At 70.9% G+C, this 13029-nt stretch carries 12 protein-coding genes; 1 reads left to right on the top strand and 11 read right to left on the bottom strand.

Annotation, left to right across the window (positions count from 1 at the left end; genetic code table 11):
• Position 1: 1 nt before the first annotated feature.
• Genes MTP10_RS36820 through MTP10_RS36800 form a run of 5 tightly spaced genes read right to left on the bottom strand, consistent with a single transcriptional unit; the run spans position 2 to position 3480 of the window.
• Positions 2-280 carry an SDR family oxidoreductase gene (locus MTP10_RS36820; RefSeq protein ID WP_310715836.1) on the bottom strand — a complete coding sequence of 93 codons (279 nt, stop codon included), beginning with the start codon at positions 278-280 and terminating at the stop codon, positions 2-4.
• A complete protein-coding gene (locus tag MTP10_RS36815; RefSeq protein WP_310715835.1) occupies positions 253-747 on the bottom strand; it encodes an SDR family NAD(P)-dependent oxidoreductase in 495 nt (164 codons plus the stop codon). Before MTP10_RS36815 ends, MTP10_RS36820 begins: the two co-directional genes overlap by 28 nt.
• Positions 748-765: 18 nt before the next feature.
• Entirely contained in the window at positions 766-1353 is a 588-nt protein-coding gene (locus tag MTP10_RS36810; RefSeq protein ID WP_310715834.1) for an NAD(P)H-dependent oxidoreductase, read from the bottom strand.
• Complete coding sequence (locus MTP10_RS36805; RefSeq protein WP_310715832.1) at positions 1350-1964, bottom strand: DsbA family oxidoreductase; 615 nt, start codon at positions 1962-1964, stop codon at positions 1350-1352. The genes MTP10_RS36810 and MTP10_RS36805 overlap by 4 nt, the downstream gene beginning before the upstream one ends.
• Positions 1965-1986: 22 nt before the next feature.
• Positions 1987-3480, bottom strand: a complete 1494-nt coding sequence (locus tag MTP10_RS36800) for an MFS transporter (RefSeq protein ID WP_310715830.1) — start codon at positions 3478-3480, stop codon at positions 1987-1989.
• An 85-nt stretch (positions 3481-3565) separates the two neighbouring features.
• Here MTP10_RS36800 and MTP10_RS36795 point away from each other — a divergent pair, with 85 nt between their 5' ends.
• Complete coding sequence (locus MTP10_RS36795; RefSeq protein WP_310715828.1) at positions 3566-4309, top strand: TetR/AcrR family transcriptional regulator; 744 nt, start codon at positions 3566-3568, stop codon at positions 4307-4309.
• Between the two features lie 438 nt (positions 4310-4747).
• Here the strand turns inward: MTP10_RS36795 and MTP10_RS36790 are convergent, their stop codons facing one another.
• The 6 genes from MTP10_RS36790 to MTP10_RS36765 all read right to left on the bottom strand — a co-directional run bounded on the left by MTP10_RS36790 (position 4748) and on the right by MTP10_RS36765 (position 13020).
• Positions 4748-5464 (bottom strand): nuclear transport factor 2 family protein, encoded by a 717-nt coding sequence (locus MTP10_RS36790; RefSeq protein WP_310715826.1) that lies wholly within the window; start codon positions 5462-5464, stop codon positions 4748-4750.
• A gap of 126 nt (positions 5465-5590) precedes the next feature.
• The gene (locus MTP10_RS36785; protein WP_310715824.1) at positions 5591-8320 is read right to left on the bottom strand and encodes a S8 family serine peptidase; all 2730 of its coding nucleotides are present in this window, start codon (positions 8318-8320) and stop codon (positions 5591-5593) included.
• A gap of 1 nt (position 8321) precedes the next feature.
• A complete protein-coding gene (locus tag MTP10_RS36780; protein WP_310715821.1) occupies positions 8322-9512 on the bottom strand; it encodes a hypothetical protein in 1191 nt (396 codons plus the stop codon).
• Positions 9513-9521: 9 nt separating this feature from the next.
• Positions 9522-10649, bottom strand: a complete 1128-nt coding sequence (locus MTP10_RS36775) for a hypothetical protein (RefSeq protein ID WP_310715819.1) — start codon at positions 10647-10649, stop codon at positions 9522-9524.
• On the bottom strand, positions 10646-12898 hold the full coding sequence (locus tag MTP10_RS36770; RefSeq protein ID WP_310715817.1) for a hypothetical protein: 2253 nt from the start codon (positions 12896-12898) through the stop codon (positions 10646-10648). Before MTP10_RS36770 ends, MTP10_RS36775 begins: the two co-directional genes overlap by 4 nt.
• Positions 12895-13020, bottom strand: a complete 126-nt coding sequence (locus MTP10_RS36765; protein WP_310715815.1) for a hypothetical protein — start codon at positions 13018-13020, stop codon at positions 12895-12897. Before MTP10_RS36765 ends, MTP10_RS36770 begins: the two co-directional genes overlap by 4 nt.
• Positions 13021-13029 lie beyond the last annotated feature (9 nt).

The following is a 13029-nucleotide window of genomic DNA, read 5'->3' as shown; positions in this document are numbered from 1 at the left end:
TCTACATGGTCGTTCCGCCCGAGACGTCGAGCCGGTGGCCGGTGATGTAGCGGCTGTCGCCGGAGGCCAGGAAGGCGACGGTGTCGGCCACGTCGGCCGGCGTGCCGAGCCGGCCGAGGGGCGTCTGTGCCGACAGCCAGGCCAGGGCTTCGCCGACCAGGCGTCCTTGGTGCATGTCGGTGTCGATGACGCCGGGTGCCACGAGGTTGACCGTGATGCCGCGCGGCCCGAGCTGCTTGGCCAGGGCCACGGTCATGACGTCGAGTGCGGCCTTGGACATGGCGTAGTCGCCCTGGGCATGGCCGCCCCGCGGGTCAGCATGGTGCCCACGGTGATGATCCGCCCACCGTCCCGCAGCCGTGGCGGGGCTTGCTGGGTGATGAAGAACGGGGCGGTGGTGTTGACCGCGAACAGCAGCTCAAGGCCCTCCCGGGTGACGCCGTCGATCTCGCTCTGGCCTCCGAGGATGCCCGCGTTGTTGACCAGGACGTCCAGTCCGTCAGCGTGCGCGTCGAAGGCGGTCCACAGAGCTTCTGCGTCACCGGGCGCGCCCAGCTCGGCCTGGACGGCGAAGGCCCGCCCGCCGGACGCTTCGATGGCGGCGACGGTGTCCTCGGCGGCGGCGTGGTTGCCGCCGTAGTGCACGGCGACCCGGGTGCCTTCGTGGGCCAGCCGGGTGGCGATCGCGCGGCCGATGCCCCGGCTCGCGCCGGTCACCAGCGCCGTCTTACCGGTCAATGTCGTCATGATCATGCCTTTCTTGCTTCATGCGGTGTAGGGGGTGGTGGCCTTGGCGTCGCGCAGGACGCGCGCCCACCAGGTCACCTGGTCCAGCAGGGTCTTGGCGGCCGCGGCCGGGCCGACCGGGTCCTTCGGCTGCCCGTCGCCGTCAAAGCACTCCCAGGCGCCGTGGAAGCTGACGGTGTCGCGCGTAGTGACGGCGTGCAGCTCGGCGAAGACGGCACGCAGGTGCTCCACCGCGCGCAGGCCGCCGGAGATGCCGCCGTAGGAGACGAACGCCACCGGTTTGGCGTGGAACTGCTGGTTGTGCCAGTCGATGACGTTCTTCAGCCCGGCCGGGTAGCTGTGGTTGTACTCGGGGGTGACCACCACGAACGCGTCGGCGGCGGTCAGCCGCGGCGTCAGCCCGCCCAAGGCTTCCAGCACCGGCGTAGGCGCGGACATCGACGGGGCCGCCCCGCCGATCGGCACCTCGGCCAGGTCGATCACGTCGACGTCCAGGTCCGGGCGGGACGCGGCCTGGCCGGCGAACCAGCCAGCCACGGTCGGGCCGAAGCGGCCGTCGCGGACGCTGCCGACAATGACGGCCAGCCTCAGCGGATCAGTGATCACTTGTGTTCTCCCTTCGTCCCGGCGGCCTGTCGCAGGGCCGCCGACAAGGTTGTCTCGGTCTGGGATCCGGTGAGCGGGGGCAGGTCCTCGATGAGGAAGACCGGCACGCCGGTGATGCCGAGGCTGCGCACCCGGTCGAGCCGGGCGCGTACCTCGGTGGAAGGCACGTGGCCAGTGGTGACGCCGAGCTCGGCGGCCAGCCTGGCGAGCGTGGCGGGGTCGCCGATGTGCAGCCCGTCGGTGAAGTGGGCGCGAAACAGGCGTTCTGTCATGAGCTCGGCTTTGCCCTGGCGCGCGGCGTCGGCGATGAGGCGGTGGGCGTCGAAGGTGCCGGTGGCGATCGCCTTGCCGTACTCAAGCCGCAGGCCCTCGCCGGCCGCGTGTCGGGCGTAGGCGAGCGCGCCGGCGGCCGCTTGCGGGCCGAAGGTCTGTTCCAGGACCTCCAGCACCGGACGCCCGTCGGCCGGGGCGCCCGGGGCCAGCTCGAAGGGCAGGAATTCCACCGTCACCGGCAGGCCCTCGGCCCTGAGCCGGTCCGCGGCACGGGCGAAGCGGGTGTAACCGACGTAGGAGTGTACGCAGATGACGTCCATCACGAGCTGGACTTTCACCCTCTGTGGCATGGCCGCGCCCTCACGCGGCCGCAGTGGCGGGCTGGGGCGACGGGGTGCCATCACGCAAGGGGACCTCGCGGATGAACCAGGCCAGCACGAAGGCGAGGACGCCCAGCGCGGCGGCGCCGAGGGCCATGACGTGGATGCCGTCGGTGACGGCGAGGCGAACCGCGTCCCGCGCGGCGGGGGTGAGCCGGACGAGCGCCTCGGGCGTGAGGGCGATCCGGGTGGCGCTCTGCGCGCCGAGGCGGTCGATGAGGGTCTCCTGGAGGCGTCCGGTGTACAGGGCGCCCAGGGCGGCCACGCCCAGTGAGGCGCCCATCGTGTGCCAGAGGGTGACCGAGCCGCTGGCCGCCCCCATGTCGCGCGGCTCGGCGCTGTTGATGGTGATGATCGTGGTGGACTGCATGAGCAGGCCCACCCCGAGGCCGCCGATCAGCGTCAGGGCGGAGGCGAGCGTCAGGTTGACGCCGGGGCGCAGCAGGAGCAGCGCGAGCATGCCGGCCGTCACGGTGGCGCCGCCCAGGATCGGGTAGATCCGGTAGCGGCCGTTGCGGCTGATCAGCCGGCCGGTGCCGATCAGTACGGCGACCATGCCGAGCATCGCGGGCAGGATCAGCAGGCCGCTGGCGATCGGCGAGGCGCCGTGGACGAGTTGCATGTACTGGGGCAGGAAGGTGGCGGCCACCACCATGCCGACTCCGCCGAGGAAGCGGATGACCTGGGCGAGGGTGAAGTTGCGGTCGGCGAACAGGCGCAGCGGCACGATCGGCTCGGCCGCGCGCCTCTCCACGAGCAGCAGGACGCCCGCCGCCGCCAGCCCGATCACGATCAGGGCCAGGATCGCGGGCGAACTCCAGGCGTACCTGGTACCGCCCCAGCCGGCGACCAGGCTCAGCGCGACCAGGACCACCGTCAGCAGCAGCGCCCCGAGATAGTCGATCCTGGCTCTGACCCGGCGCCGCTCCAGCCGGACGGCCGCACCGATGAGCAGCAGGGCGGCCCCGCCGATCGGCAGGTTGACGAAGAACGCCCACCGCCAGCCGACATCGGCGAACAGGCCACCGAGCAACGGCCCGGCGATGAACGCGATCGGCATCATCACCCCGAACAGTCCCATGAGCTTGCCGCTGTGCCGGGGTGGCACCAGCTCGCCGATCAGCGCCAGGGCCCCGGTCATCAGTCCGCCCGCGCCCAGTCCCTGCACCATCCGGCAACCGACGAGCTGGATCATGTCCTGCGCGGCTCCCGACAGCCCGGATCCCAGCAGGAACACCGCGATCGCGGCCATGTAGACCGCCTTGCGGCCGTACAGGTCGCCGAGTTTGCCCCAGATCGGGGTCGAGGCGGCCATGCAGATCAGATAGGCCGTCGCCACCCAGGAGAAGTAGTCGAGACCGCCGAGATCTTTCACGATCGCCGGCAACGCGGGCCCCAGCATCATGCCGTCCAACGGGGCTGTGATCATGCCCAGCAGCACGCCGATGACGCCCACGCGAAGAGATCCATCCATGCTTCCTCCAATTCGCGTACTCCGTACGTGAAACGGACCATAGCCATTCGGGTACCATGTACGCAAATGACGGAAGGGTGGGCGGATGGCCGACGAGGAAGCGACCAGCATCTGGATGCAGCCGGAGGAGCACGAGCGCACCGGCCCGGGACGGCGCCCCGGCTACAGCCGCGAGCAGATCACCCGAACGGCCGTACGGATCGCCGATGCCGAAGGAGTCGAGGCCGCGACCATGCGGCGGATCGCGGGCGAGTTGGGCACCGGCGCCATGTCGCTCTACCGCTACGTCCCCCGGCGCGACGACCTGTTCGACCTCATGATCGACCTGGCGACGGCAGAGATCGAGCTCCCCGACGGCCCGTCCGGTGACTGGCGCGGCGACCTGACGCTGCTGGCCCGCCAGATCCGCGCGGCCGGCCTACGTCATCCCTGGCTGATCGCGCTGCTCACCAGCCGGCCCACGCTGGGCCCCCAGCTGCTGCGCGTGCACGAGTTCGCACTCAGCGCCTTCAACGGAACCGGGCTCGACATCGACGACATGACCGGCTTCGTCGGCATGCTGAACGACTACATACACAGCGCGATCCGCCGCGAGATCGGCTGGCTGGAGGAGGCCCGCCGTACCGGCCTGGACCCCGAGCGCTGGAAGCGGGACTACATGGGGCCGTACGTCCGCCAGGTCGTCGAATCCGGCGCCTTCCCCCTGTTCAACCGATCGGTCCTCGACTCCCGCACCGCCCACCTCGCCCCCGAGGAACGCTTCCACCACGGACTCGACCGCATCCTCGACGCCATCGCCGCGCTCATCCCATCGCTCCGTCGTCGTTGAGCAGCCAAGTCGGCAACGCTCCCGCGAAGGAGCAGTCCGCGGCGAAGGCGATCTGGATGCCGCTGGCCGTCATGCCCAGTATGGACACCGGCCGGCACGCTATGACGACAAGTTCGTCCGCCACCATGACGACAGCCGGCCATGGCTGCACGCCGCCAGCGAACTGGCCCAAGTCCCACCAGGGGGAAGAAGGCTTCGACTTCTAGGGTGCAGGCAGCCTCCGTGACGCAGACACCCTCGTCGATCAGACGGCGTAGTGCGGCCGGCTCGGCGGGGCTGTTGGCGTTGATGCCGCCGATCGTGGTGATCACTCTGCCGTCACCTCATCGACGGCGATGCGGGCGCTGGATTCGTCACGGCGGCCCGCCGCCGAAACCGCTGCTCTGGCCCCCCGCTTTCCCAATCTGCGCTGGTCGTGCTGCTCGCTCTGCAGCCGGGCTAGACGTCGTCGTCCGGGCGTAGGGCGTGCAGGACCGCAGAAGTGTCCAGGTAGAACGGGTGTATCTCGGTGATGCGTTCATTCTTGATCGTGATCAGCTGCATCACCGAGGTCTCCAAGGCCCGGCCGGTGGCGCGGGCGCGCAGGATCCCGCGGTTCCAGACCACGACACTGCCGCCGTCGACCACATACTTCTGCTCCAAGAACTCCAGGGACTGCCATGCCTCGCTCATGGCGGCCATGAACTGCTCGATGCCGCTCGGCCCGCGCCAGATGCCCCCGTAGGGCAGGGAGTCCGCCTGGTACATCACGACCTCTGGGTCCAGGCACTGGGCAAGCTGACCGAAGTCGGCCTTGCCGAGGCCCCCTGCGGCGATATAGGCGACTTCCGCCCGGTAGAACCTCTCCAGCACGGCGAGTGAGCTCCTGCCCTCGTCGCCTCCCGAAGCCGGACCGTCATTCGTCATTGCTTCTGCCATCATGCGCTCGTCATCTCCGCCCCGGACAGGATGCATCCGGCGGAAATCGGACCCGTAGTCGTCACGCATGTAGAGCGGCCTCAGCTCCGACAGCCGGCCGTGATCCCGAGGCAGCGGCTTCCACGCATCGGAGGTGATCTCCTGCGGCCGCTGCAGGCCGATCCGCTCGCACGGCATCCCGCCCACCTCATCGTCGGGGATCGACGGGTCGGCCAGCACCGGCAGGATCATCTCCATCACCAGCTGCCGGGCCTCGCCCCACAGCGTCCAGTGGCGGGTCCTTGCGTGGCCGACGTGAGCAGGTCACGGCCAGGGCGCAGACGTGCCGCGCCCCCGGCAGCGGGCTGCCAGGGGCGCGGGGGATCAGGATGACGCGAGCTTCACATCGAGCCCGGTGATCCGGTCGGTGGCGACGGCGGCGGTGGCGGTCGTGGCGGCGTAGCCGCTCTTGGTGACCGTCACCTCCCGATCGCCGGTCTGGGGGGAAAACAGCCAGTAGGCGCCGGAGACGTCGGTGGTGGCCGTGCGCCCGCCGGAGGCGACCGCCGCCCCCTGCACGGGCTTGCCGGTGGCGGCATCGGTGACCGTGCCGGTCACCAGGCCGCCCTCGACCTTCTGGCAGGTGCGGTCACCGACGTAGACGTCGTCGATCGCCCACCAGCCCGAGCGGTTGCCCCGGTAGTGGAAGCGGACCTGGGCCTTGGTCTTGCCCGCCGCCTGCGGCATCGCCACCACCTGCGCGGCCGGGCCGGAAGCGCCGGGGAAGCCCTTACGGGTCCACACCGTCGTCCAGGTACGCCCGCCGTCCAGGCTGAGGTCGGCCCAGGCGATGGCGTTCACGCCGGGCTTGAGGTCGCCCGCGAACTCCAGCACCGGGCTGGTGTGCTTGGCCAGGTTCAGCACGGGGCTGGTCAGGTAGGTGTCCTGGACATGCCCCTTGCCGGAGTGGTCGGAGTCGACGATGGCGAACCTGCCGCTCCCGCCGGTCCGGTTCTCCCGGGCGCCGGGGTTGTCGAAGACCCAGCCGGGCTGGTAGTCGAACCCGGGGAAGCCGGGATCGACGTTGGTGACCTGCCACCCGGTGGGCTTGCCCGAGCTGAACGGCTCGGGCGTGCCCGCCCTGCTCGCCTGGTAGCCGGGGGCCACGCACGCCAGGGCGGCGGGCAGGGCGGCGTCCACGGTCTGGTCCTCCGCCCCCAGACTGACCTTCCTGCTGACCGGGTCGTAGCCGGGCGCGCCCGGGGTGATGCGCAGCGTGTAGTCGGTGGCGGGCAGCAGGGACAGGGAGAAGCGGCCGGTGATCGCGTCGGCGGTGGCGTCCCACGTGTGGCCCTTGCCGTCGTCGGCGGTCACCTTGGCGCCCAGCGGCCAGCCGTGGCCGGAGCCGTCGGTGAGCGTGCCGGACAGGGTCTTGCGCTGGGTCGGGGTGAGCGGGACGTCCTGCTTGATCGAGCCGTCCTTGGTCACCTTGACCGCCACGGTGGCGTCCTGGTAGCCGTAGGCGCTCACCTTGAGCTGGTAGTCACCGGCCAGCAGCTTGAAGGTGTACGCGCCGTCCTCGCCGGAGGTGGACTGGCGGTTGAGCTGCCCGCTCAGCGACACGGTGGCGTCCTTGAGCGGCTCGCCGGTGGCGGCGTCGGTGACGGTGCCCGAAAGCGTGCCCAGGCCCTGGGCGCCCGCCTGCACCAGCGCCAGCGCGTCCAGGCGGCCCTCGCCGTAGACGTTGTTGTTGGCCGCGTCGCCGCCGCACTGCGGGTCGGCGGTGTCGATGGCGGTCAGGTCCAGCAGCGTGCGGGTGCCCTCGATGTCGCGGGCCAGCGACGGGTTGGCCGACCAGAGCAGGGCCACCGCGCCCGACGCGTGCGGCGTGGCCATCGAGGTGCCCGACATCAAGAGGTAGCCTCCGCCCTTGACGGAGGAGCGGACGTCCACGCCGGGAGCCGAGATGTCGGGCTTGATCTGCCCGTCCTGGCCGTCTCCCCGGCTGGAGAAGCTGGCGATCTTGTTGTTGCTGTCGTAGGCGCCCACGGAGTAGTTGAGCGTACGGCTGCCCGGGGTGCCCGAGGTCCGGCACTCGGGCCCTTCGTTGCCGTTGGCCCACATGCCGAAGATGCCGGACGCCGCCCAGGCCGCCTGGACCTCCTCGAACATCGGCTCGTTGGAGGGCAGGCCGCTGCCCCAGGAGTTGTTGACGATGTGCGGGCGCTTGGCCGGGTCGGGGTTCTGCCCGGCCGCGTCGGTGGGCGCCAGCATCCACTGGCTGGCCCGCATCAGGTCCAGGTCGCTGCAGCCGCCGGCCTGGCAGCCGCTGGCGGCGATCCACTTGGCCTTGGGCGCGACGCCGATCTGGTCGCCCTTGCCGTCGTCGCCCACCATGGTGCCCATGGTGTGCGAGCCGTGGTTGTGGCCGTCGCACGGGCCGGGCTCGTCGCAGTTCCCGGCCGCGTCGTACCAGTTGTAGTCGTGGGTGAAGGTGCCGTCGCCGTTGTTGCCCCGGTAGGAGCCGATCAACGCCGGGTGGGTGTACTCCACGCCGGTGTCGACGTTGGCCACGACGATGTCCTCGCCGCGCACGCCGTACTGCTGCCACACCTGGTCGGCCTTGATGTCGGCGATGCCCCACGCCACGGCGGCGGCCGTCGCGGCGGCGGCCTTGGTCTCCACCGGCAGGGCCACCGGGTAGGTTTTGGGCGCCCGGACCTCGCTCACCCCGTCCATCTTCGCCAGCTTTTCGGCCAGCTTCAGGGGCACGTCGCGGACGTACACGGCGTTGGCCGCCCAGAACGTCTCGCTCTTGCGGCTCTCGGCCTTCAGCAGCTTGCGCAGCGGGGCCTGCGAGCGGTCGGCTGTGTCGCGCAGGGCGCGCACGACCTGCTCGCCGCGCGCGGTGCGGGTCCTGGCCCGCTCGGCGCTCTTGGTGTCGGCCTTGTCGGACAGCAGCACCCACAGGTCGGTGCGGTCCTTGGCGGCGTAGGCCGCGAGCACTTCCCCGCCCAGCGGACGCGGATCAGCCGGCGCTGCGGCCGCCGCCGGGGCGGGGGCCAGGAGGGAGGCGGCCATGAGCGCGCCCACCGCTAAAGTGATGATTTTCATGTCAGCGTCCTTCGCAGCTCAGGTGCGCGACGAGTGGCTGTGAAGTGGTCTCCCAGCCAGTGCCGTTGAGAATCTGGCCGCTCGCCCAGACGTCCTTGGGCCCGGAGCCGGTCAGCGCGCTGTAGATGTACGCCGAGCCGGGCGCCTGGACGCCCTCGGGCCGCACGTCCGTCCAGGACTTGCCGTCCCAGTGCTGCAGCGGGGGTTGCGACGAGCCGTCGGCCGGCGACGTCGCGGTGATCCACACGTCGTTGGGGCCCGCGGCGTAGACGGAGAAGGGCGAGGTCCAGGCCGCCGACGGCGTGGGCGCGGCACTCCAGGACTTGCCGTCCCAGTGCAGCGCCACGGGGGCGAAGGTGCCCGGCTTCCGCTCAAAGCCGACCGCCCAGACGTCGTCGGAGGCACGAGCGCTGACGGAGAGGAGCTCGGCGAGCAGCCCGGGCACGCCGGGCATCTCCCTCCACGCCTTCCCGTCGTAGTGCAGGATCAGCGACTCGATCCGCGCGGGGTCGGTGTACTGCCTGCCGACCGCCCAGACGTCGTCACGGGACCGCGCGTGCACAGCGCGCAGGGTTGCGTTCGCCCGGGTCATCGCCGGGTGGTCGACGTTCTTCCAGACTCTGCCGTTCCATTGCTGGATGGCGGCGCCGGCGGAGTCCGCGCTCTGTGTGGTGTACTCACCGACGGTCCAGGCGACCGAGGGTGAGACCGAGTCGATGGACTGAAGGGTGGGCCTGGTCGCGGTGGGGTCGGGGGAGATCGCGGTGGGCACGAAGGCCCACCGCCCGCCGTTCAGGCGCGCGAAGACCGGGACGCCGCTGCCGTAGGTGTCGCCGTAGCGGAACTGGTAGCGCGCCCACCCGCTGGACGTCGAGTCGAAGGTCGTCTCCCAGGCGCCGCCAGTGGCCATGGCCGCGTGCGGGATCTGCTTGGGCAGGAGCTTGACCGACCTGCCGTCCGAGGTCAGGGTGGCGGAGGTGCGGTCACCCTCGGTGGTGAACACCGCCTGCTTGGATGAGACGGACGACGCGTGGGCCACCGAGACGCCGCCGTCGGGGATGGCGGGCACGTCGAGCAACTTCCAGGTGGGGGTGCAGGCGGCGGCCGAGGCCGCCGTCGCCGCGCCGGTCGTGAGCGCGGTGGTCAATGCCGTCGCCGCCAGGGCGACCGCGGTTCTGCGTATGCTGCGCACGAATGCTCCTCAGAAGGCGCCGATGCCGTTGGGTACGCCCATGCCGGTGGGCCCGTCGTATCCGCGCCTGGCGGTGCACAGCGGCGAGCCGCCGCAGGACCCGTTGGCGCCGGTGGTGATGTCGAACAGGTACTGGCCGGAGCCGTAGAGCTTCTGGCCGGGCACGATCTTCTGGCCGTTGTCGCCCAGCGCGTACACGCCGCCGATCAGCGCGACGCTGATCGGGGTGCCGCTGACGCCGATCCAACCGCCCCAGGTGGTGCTCTCGTAGAGCTGCACGGGCGAGCGGGCATCGCCCACCGCGGCCACGTCGGCGACCGTGCGCTTGGCGCCGCACTGCCCCTTCGGCTGCCAGGCCGGGCGCGCCTCGTACACCGAGCAGCCCGAGCCGGACCCCGAGGAGGCCATCTCGCTCCAGCCGCGCGCGTTGCCCGGGTCACGCCACAGGATGGTCGCGCCCACCGCGATCACCGATCCGTAGGCGGCCGGGACCATCTGCCTGCCCACGCCGTTGCCGAACCCGCTGCCGCCGCCCGCGACGATCGGGACACCGGGGTGGTCGTAGTGCACCGCGTCGGCCCGCTGGCCGGCGTACTCGTAGAAGCCGGTCATCACCGAGACCGCGTCGGCGCCCTGGACTACCGCCTGGTCGACCGCGGCGCCTATGCTGGCCGGCGTCTCGTCGTCGGCCTCGACCAGCAGCAGCTTGCAGTTGGGGCAGGCGGCCGAGCCCAGGTCGAGCCCGGCCGCGGTGTGCAGCGCGTAGCCGTTGTGGGTCGGTGGCCTGGTGGTGCCGCCGCGCTGGTCCACGTGACGGAAGCAGGGGAACATCTCATCGCACAGCGGCAGGTCGTTGCCCTTGCGATACTCGTTCAGGTCGCGCTCGGCGCTGGGATGGCCGTACGGGACCACGACCGCGAGGGTCTGGCCACCGCCCAGCCAGGACGAAGGCAGCTTGTAGGCGTCCTGCAGGTCGGCCGCCTTGAGCCCGTCGCTGACGTTCGCGTCGGACTTGGAGGTGACCTTCAGCAGGCAGTCGGGGGTGGAGCAGTCGCCGGCGGCCTGAGCCGACGCCGGCACCAGCAGGGTCAGGCCGAGCACGATCGCGGGGAGCAGCCGGGAGATGATCACGGTCACTGGTCCTTCGGTGCGAGCCGGTAGGCGCGGAGGTTGGTCTGCTCGACGGCGTTGCCGTCGCGGTCCACGGCCTTGATCCGCAGGGCGGCGTACTCGCCGCTGCTGGGGCTGGTGAGGGTCGTGGTGAAGCGGCCGTCGCGTCCCCGGTTCGCGGTCTGGGGCTCCGACCACGTCGTGCCGCCGTCGTAGGAGACGGAGACGGTGGCGTTCACCCTGCTGGGGTCGTCCTGGTACTGCTGGTGCCGCACCGTGAAGGCCACCTCGAACGGCTCGCCGGCGGGGGTGGCGTTGTCGATGTCCAGCGGCAGGTCGGGCCGTACGAACAGCAGGGGCAGGAACGAGCAGCGGCGGGTGGGGTCGGGCGCGCACATCGCCTGGTCGGGCAGATCGGCCGACCGGTCGCGGTTCGTGGTGCGGAAGGTCCAGTCGGTGGTGCTGGTGGCGTCCTCCACACCAGGGTTGTCGCCGGTCACCTTCAGCCGGTATTCGGCGGGCTGCGGCAGCAGCGGCAGGTCCAGCAGCTGCGTGAGGCGTGTGCCGTCGCCCCGGGTCGCCGAGGTGAAGGCGAGCGCTCCGTCGCGGTAGAACTCCACCTTCGCGAGTCCGTCGAGGGCCGAGCGGTAGTGGCCGGCGGTGGAGTCGGCGTACGGGTTGAGGTACAGCAGGCCCAGATCGTCCTGCCGGCAGGCCACGCACACCTGCTGCAGCGCGCTGGTGACGTTCGTGTCAGGGGTGTTCTGGACCCCGATCAGGGCCTCCTGCACGTACGGTGCACTGCTGGAGGGCACCTGCGGTCCCTTGTTCCAGGTCTCGGTGAGGTGCTGGCCCGGCCGGATCAGCCGGCGCTCCCCCAACAGGCGCAGCCCCAGGTCCGGTCGCAAGATGGGCTCCCAGGAGACCTTGCCGGGGGCGTTGCTGTACCAGTAGTCGGTGCGCTTGCCGCCGTACAGGGGGGCGGTGACGCCGAAGGTGGTCTGCGTCCACGGCAGGTAGACCGTGCTCAGGAGCTCCGGGTGCTGGGAGGTGGCTCCCGGAGTGTTGTGGATCGTGGAGTCCACGGTCGTCAGGTCCGAGCGCCTGACCGTGCGGGTGAGTGAGGCCGGCACGCCGCCGGGCTCGTGGAAGGCCACCTTGTACGTGGGATCGGCCCCGGTGGGACCGCCGATCGAGGTCATGGCCAGGAAGTCCAGGCTGCCCTTGGTCACGCGCCTGGTCGGCGTGGCGTACAGGGTGTGGACCCCGAAGTCCCCTCCGGAGACCAGGCGCATGAGGAACAGCGCCGTGACCGAGTTGCCGAAGGGCGGGTTGCCGACCTGGTCGCCCTGGACGGTGGTGCGGTTGTAGGTGATGAGGTCGTACTGCGTGTCGGCGGTCTCGGGCACGCCCTCGATCGTCGTCTCGTACGGCACGGCCTTGCGCGCGTCCAGCGTGAGCGACATGTCCTCGGTGACGGAGAACTCCGGCTCGATCACCAGGGCGCCGGTGGAGCCCATGTCCAGGACCGGTCCGGTCAGGACACTGGCCTCGATGCTGTAGTGGCCCGCCGGCACGCTGAAGACGGCCTGGGAGGTGCCCTCCACGCCGTCGCCCACCTGGAACAGCGTGAACGTCGGGTCGTCCAGGCTGTGGATGGAGCCGAGCATGACGCCGGGCTTGCCGGTGCGGTCGATGGAGTCGACGGTGACCGTGTGGTACTCGGGATAGTCGGCCGGCGCCGCCATCGGATCGGCGGGCAGGGCCGGGGCGCCTTCGGGCTGGGCCAGCGTGATGCGGCCGGTGCCCGGCTTCTGCCCGGCCTTCCACTTGCCGGCCAGCTCCTGGCCGAAGCCTTCGGCGTCCTTCTTGGCCAGGGTCCTGGACTGCGGGCCGAGCGTGGCCACGCCGCCCGACTCGACCTTGACCGGCAGGGCGTCGGCGTGCGCGTCGTCCAGCCCGGCGCGCACCAGGTAACTGACGTTGAACAGGCGGACGTCCAGCGTGGTGCCCAGGAACGGGGCGGCCTCGGCGGGAATGACGTACTCGTCGCCGTTCAGGGTGAGCTGGGCGAACACGCCATTGCCCGGGTCGATGACGGTGGCGCTGCCGGTGAGGTCCACCTGCACCTTGTCACCGGTCACCAGCGTGACCGTGGCGCCGGGCCCGGTCGCGGCTTTCGGCGGGGGTCCTGTCGTGGCCTCGGCGGTGCCGAGCCCGGTGACCAGCGTGAGCGCGAGGCAGGCCGCGCCCAGCCGGGAGGTTAACTTGTTCATGCCTTGACCCAGCCGTCCTTGTCGTCTTCGCTTCCGCCTTCTTCAGGCGCGATCTCCGCGCCTTCGTCCTCGGTGAGCTCGTCCTCGACGGCCTCGTCCTCGGCCTCGTGTACGTCGGACATGCGAAGAGC

Origin of the sequence: Nonomuraea sp. 3-1Str, from assembly GCF_031570565.1 — a bacterium.
In the GTDB taxonomy this organism is placed as follows: domain Bacteria; phylum Actinomycetota; class Actinomycetes; order Streptosporangiales; family Streptosporangiaceae; genus Nonomuraea.
The sequence above is the reverse complement of the archived record's forward strand: the minus strand, read 5'-3'. Positions and strand labels throughout refer to the sequence as shown.

What these genes read in the sequence shown, in the direction of transcription:
- MTP10_RS36815 (WP_310715835.1), bottom strand. Translation starts at nt 747, where the DNA reads ATGACGACATTGACCGGTAAGACGGCGCTGGTGACCGGCGCGAGCCGG.
- MTP10_RS36770 (WP_310715817.1), bottom strand. Translation starts at nt 12,898, where the DNA reads ATGAACAAGTTAACCTCCCGGCTGGGCGCGGCCTGCCTCGCGCTCACG.
- MTP10_RS36800 (WP_310715830.1), bottom strand. Translation starts at nt 3,480, where the DNA reads ATGGATGGATCTCTTCGCGTGGGCGTCATCGGCGTGCTGCTGGGCATG.
- MTP10_RS36820 (WP_310715836.1), bottom strand. Translation starts at nt 280, where the DNA reads ATGTCCAAGGCCGCACTCGACGTCATGACCGTGGCCCTGGCCAAGCAG.
- MTP10_RS36785 (WP_310715824.1), bottom strand. Translation starts at nt 8,320, where the DNA reads ATGAAAATCATCACTTTAGCGGTGGGCGCGCTCATGGCCGCCTCCCTC.
- MTP10_RS36765 (WP_310715815.1), bottom strand. Translation starts at nt 13,020, where the DNA reads ATGTCCGACGTACACGAGGCCGAGGACGAGGCCGTCGAGGACGAGCTC.
- MTP10_RS36795 (WP_310715828.1), top strand. Translation starts at nt 3,566, where the DNA reads ATGGCCGACGAGGAAGCGACCAGCATCTGGATGCAGCCGGAGGAGCAC.
- MTP10_RS36790 (WP_310715826.1), bottom strand. Translation starts at nt 5,464, where the DNA reads ATGGAGATGATCCTGCCGGTGCTGGCCGACCCGTCGATCCCCGACGAT.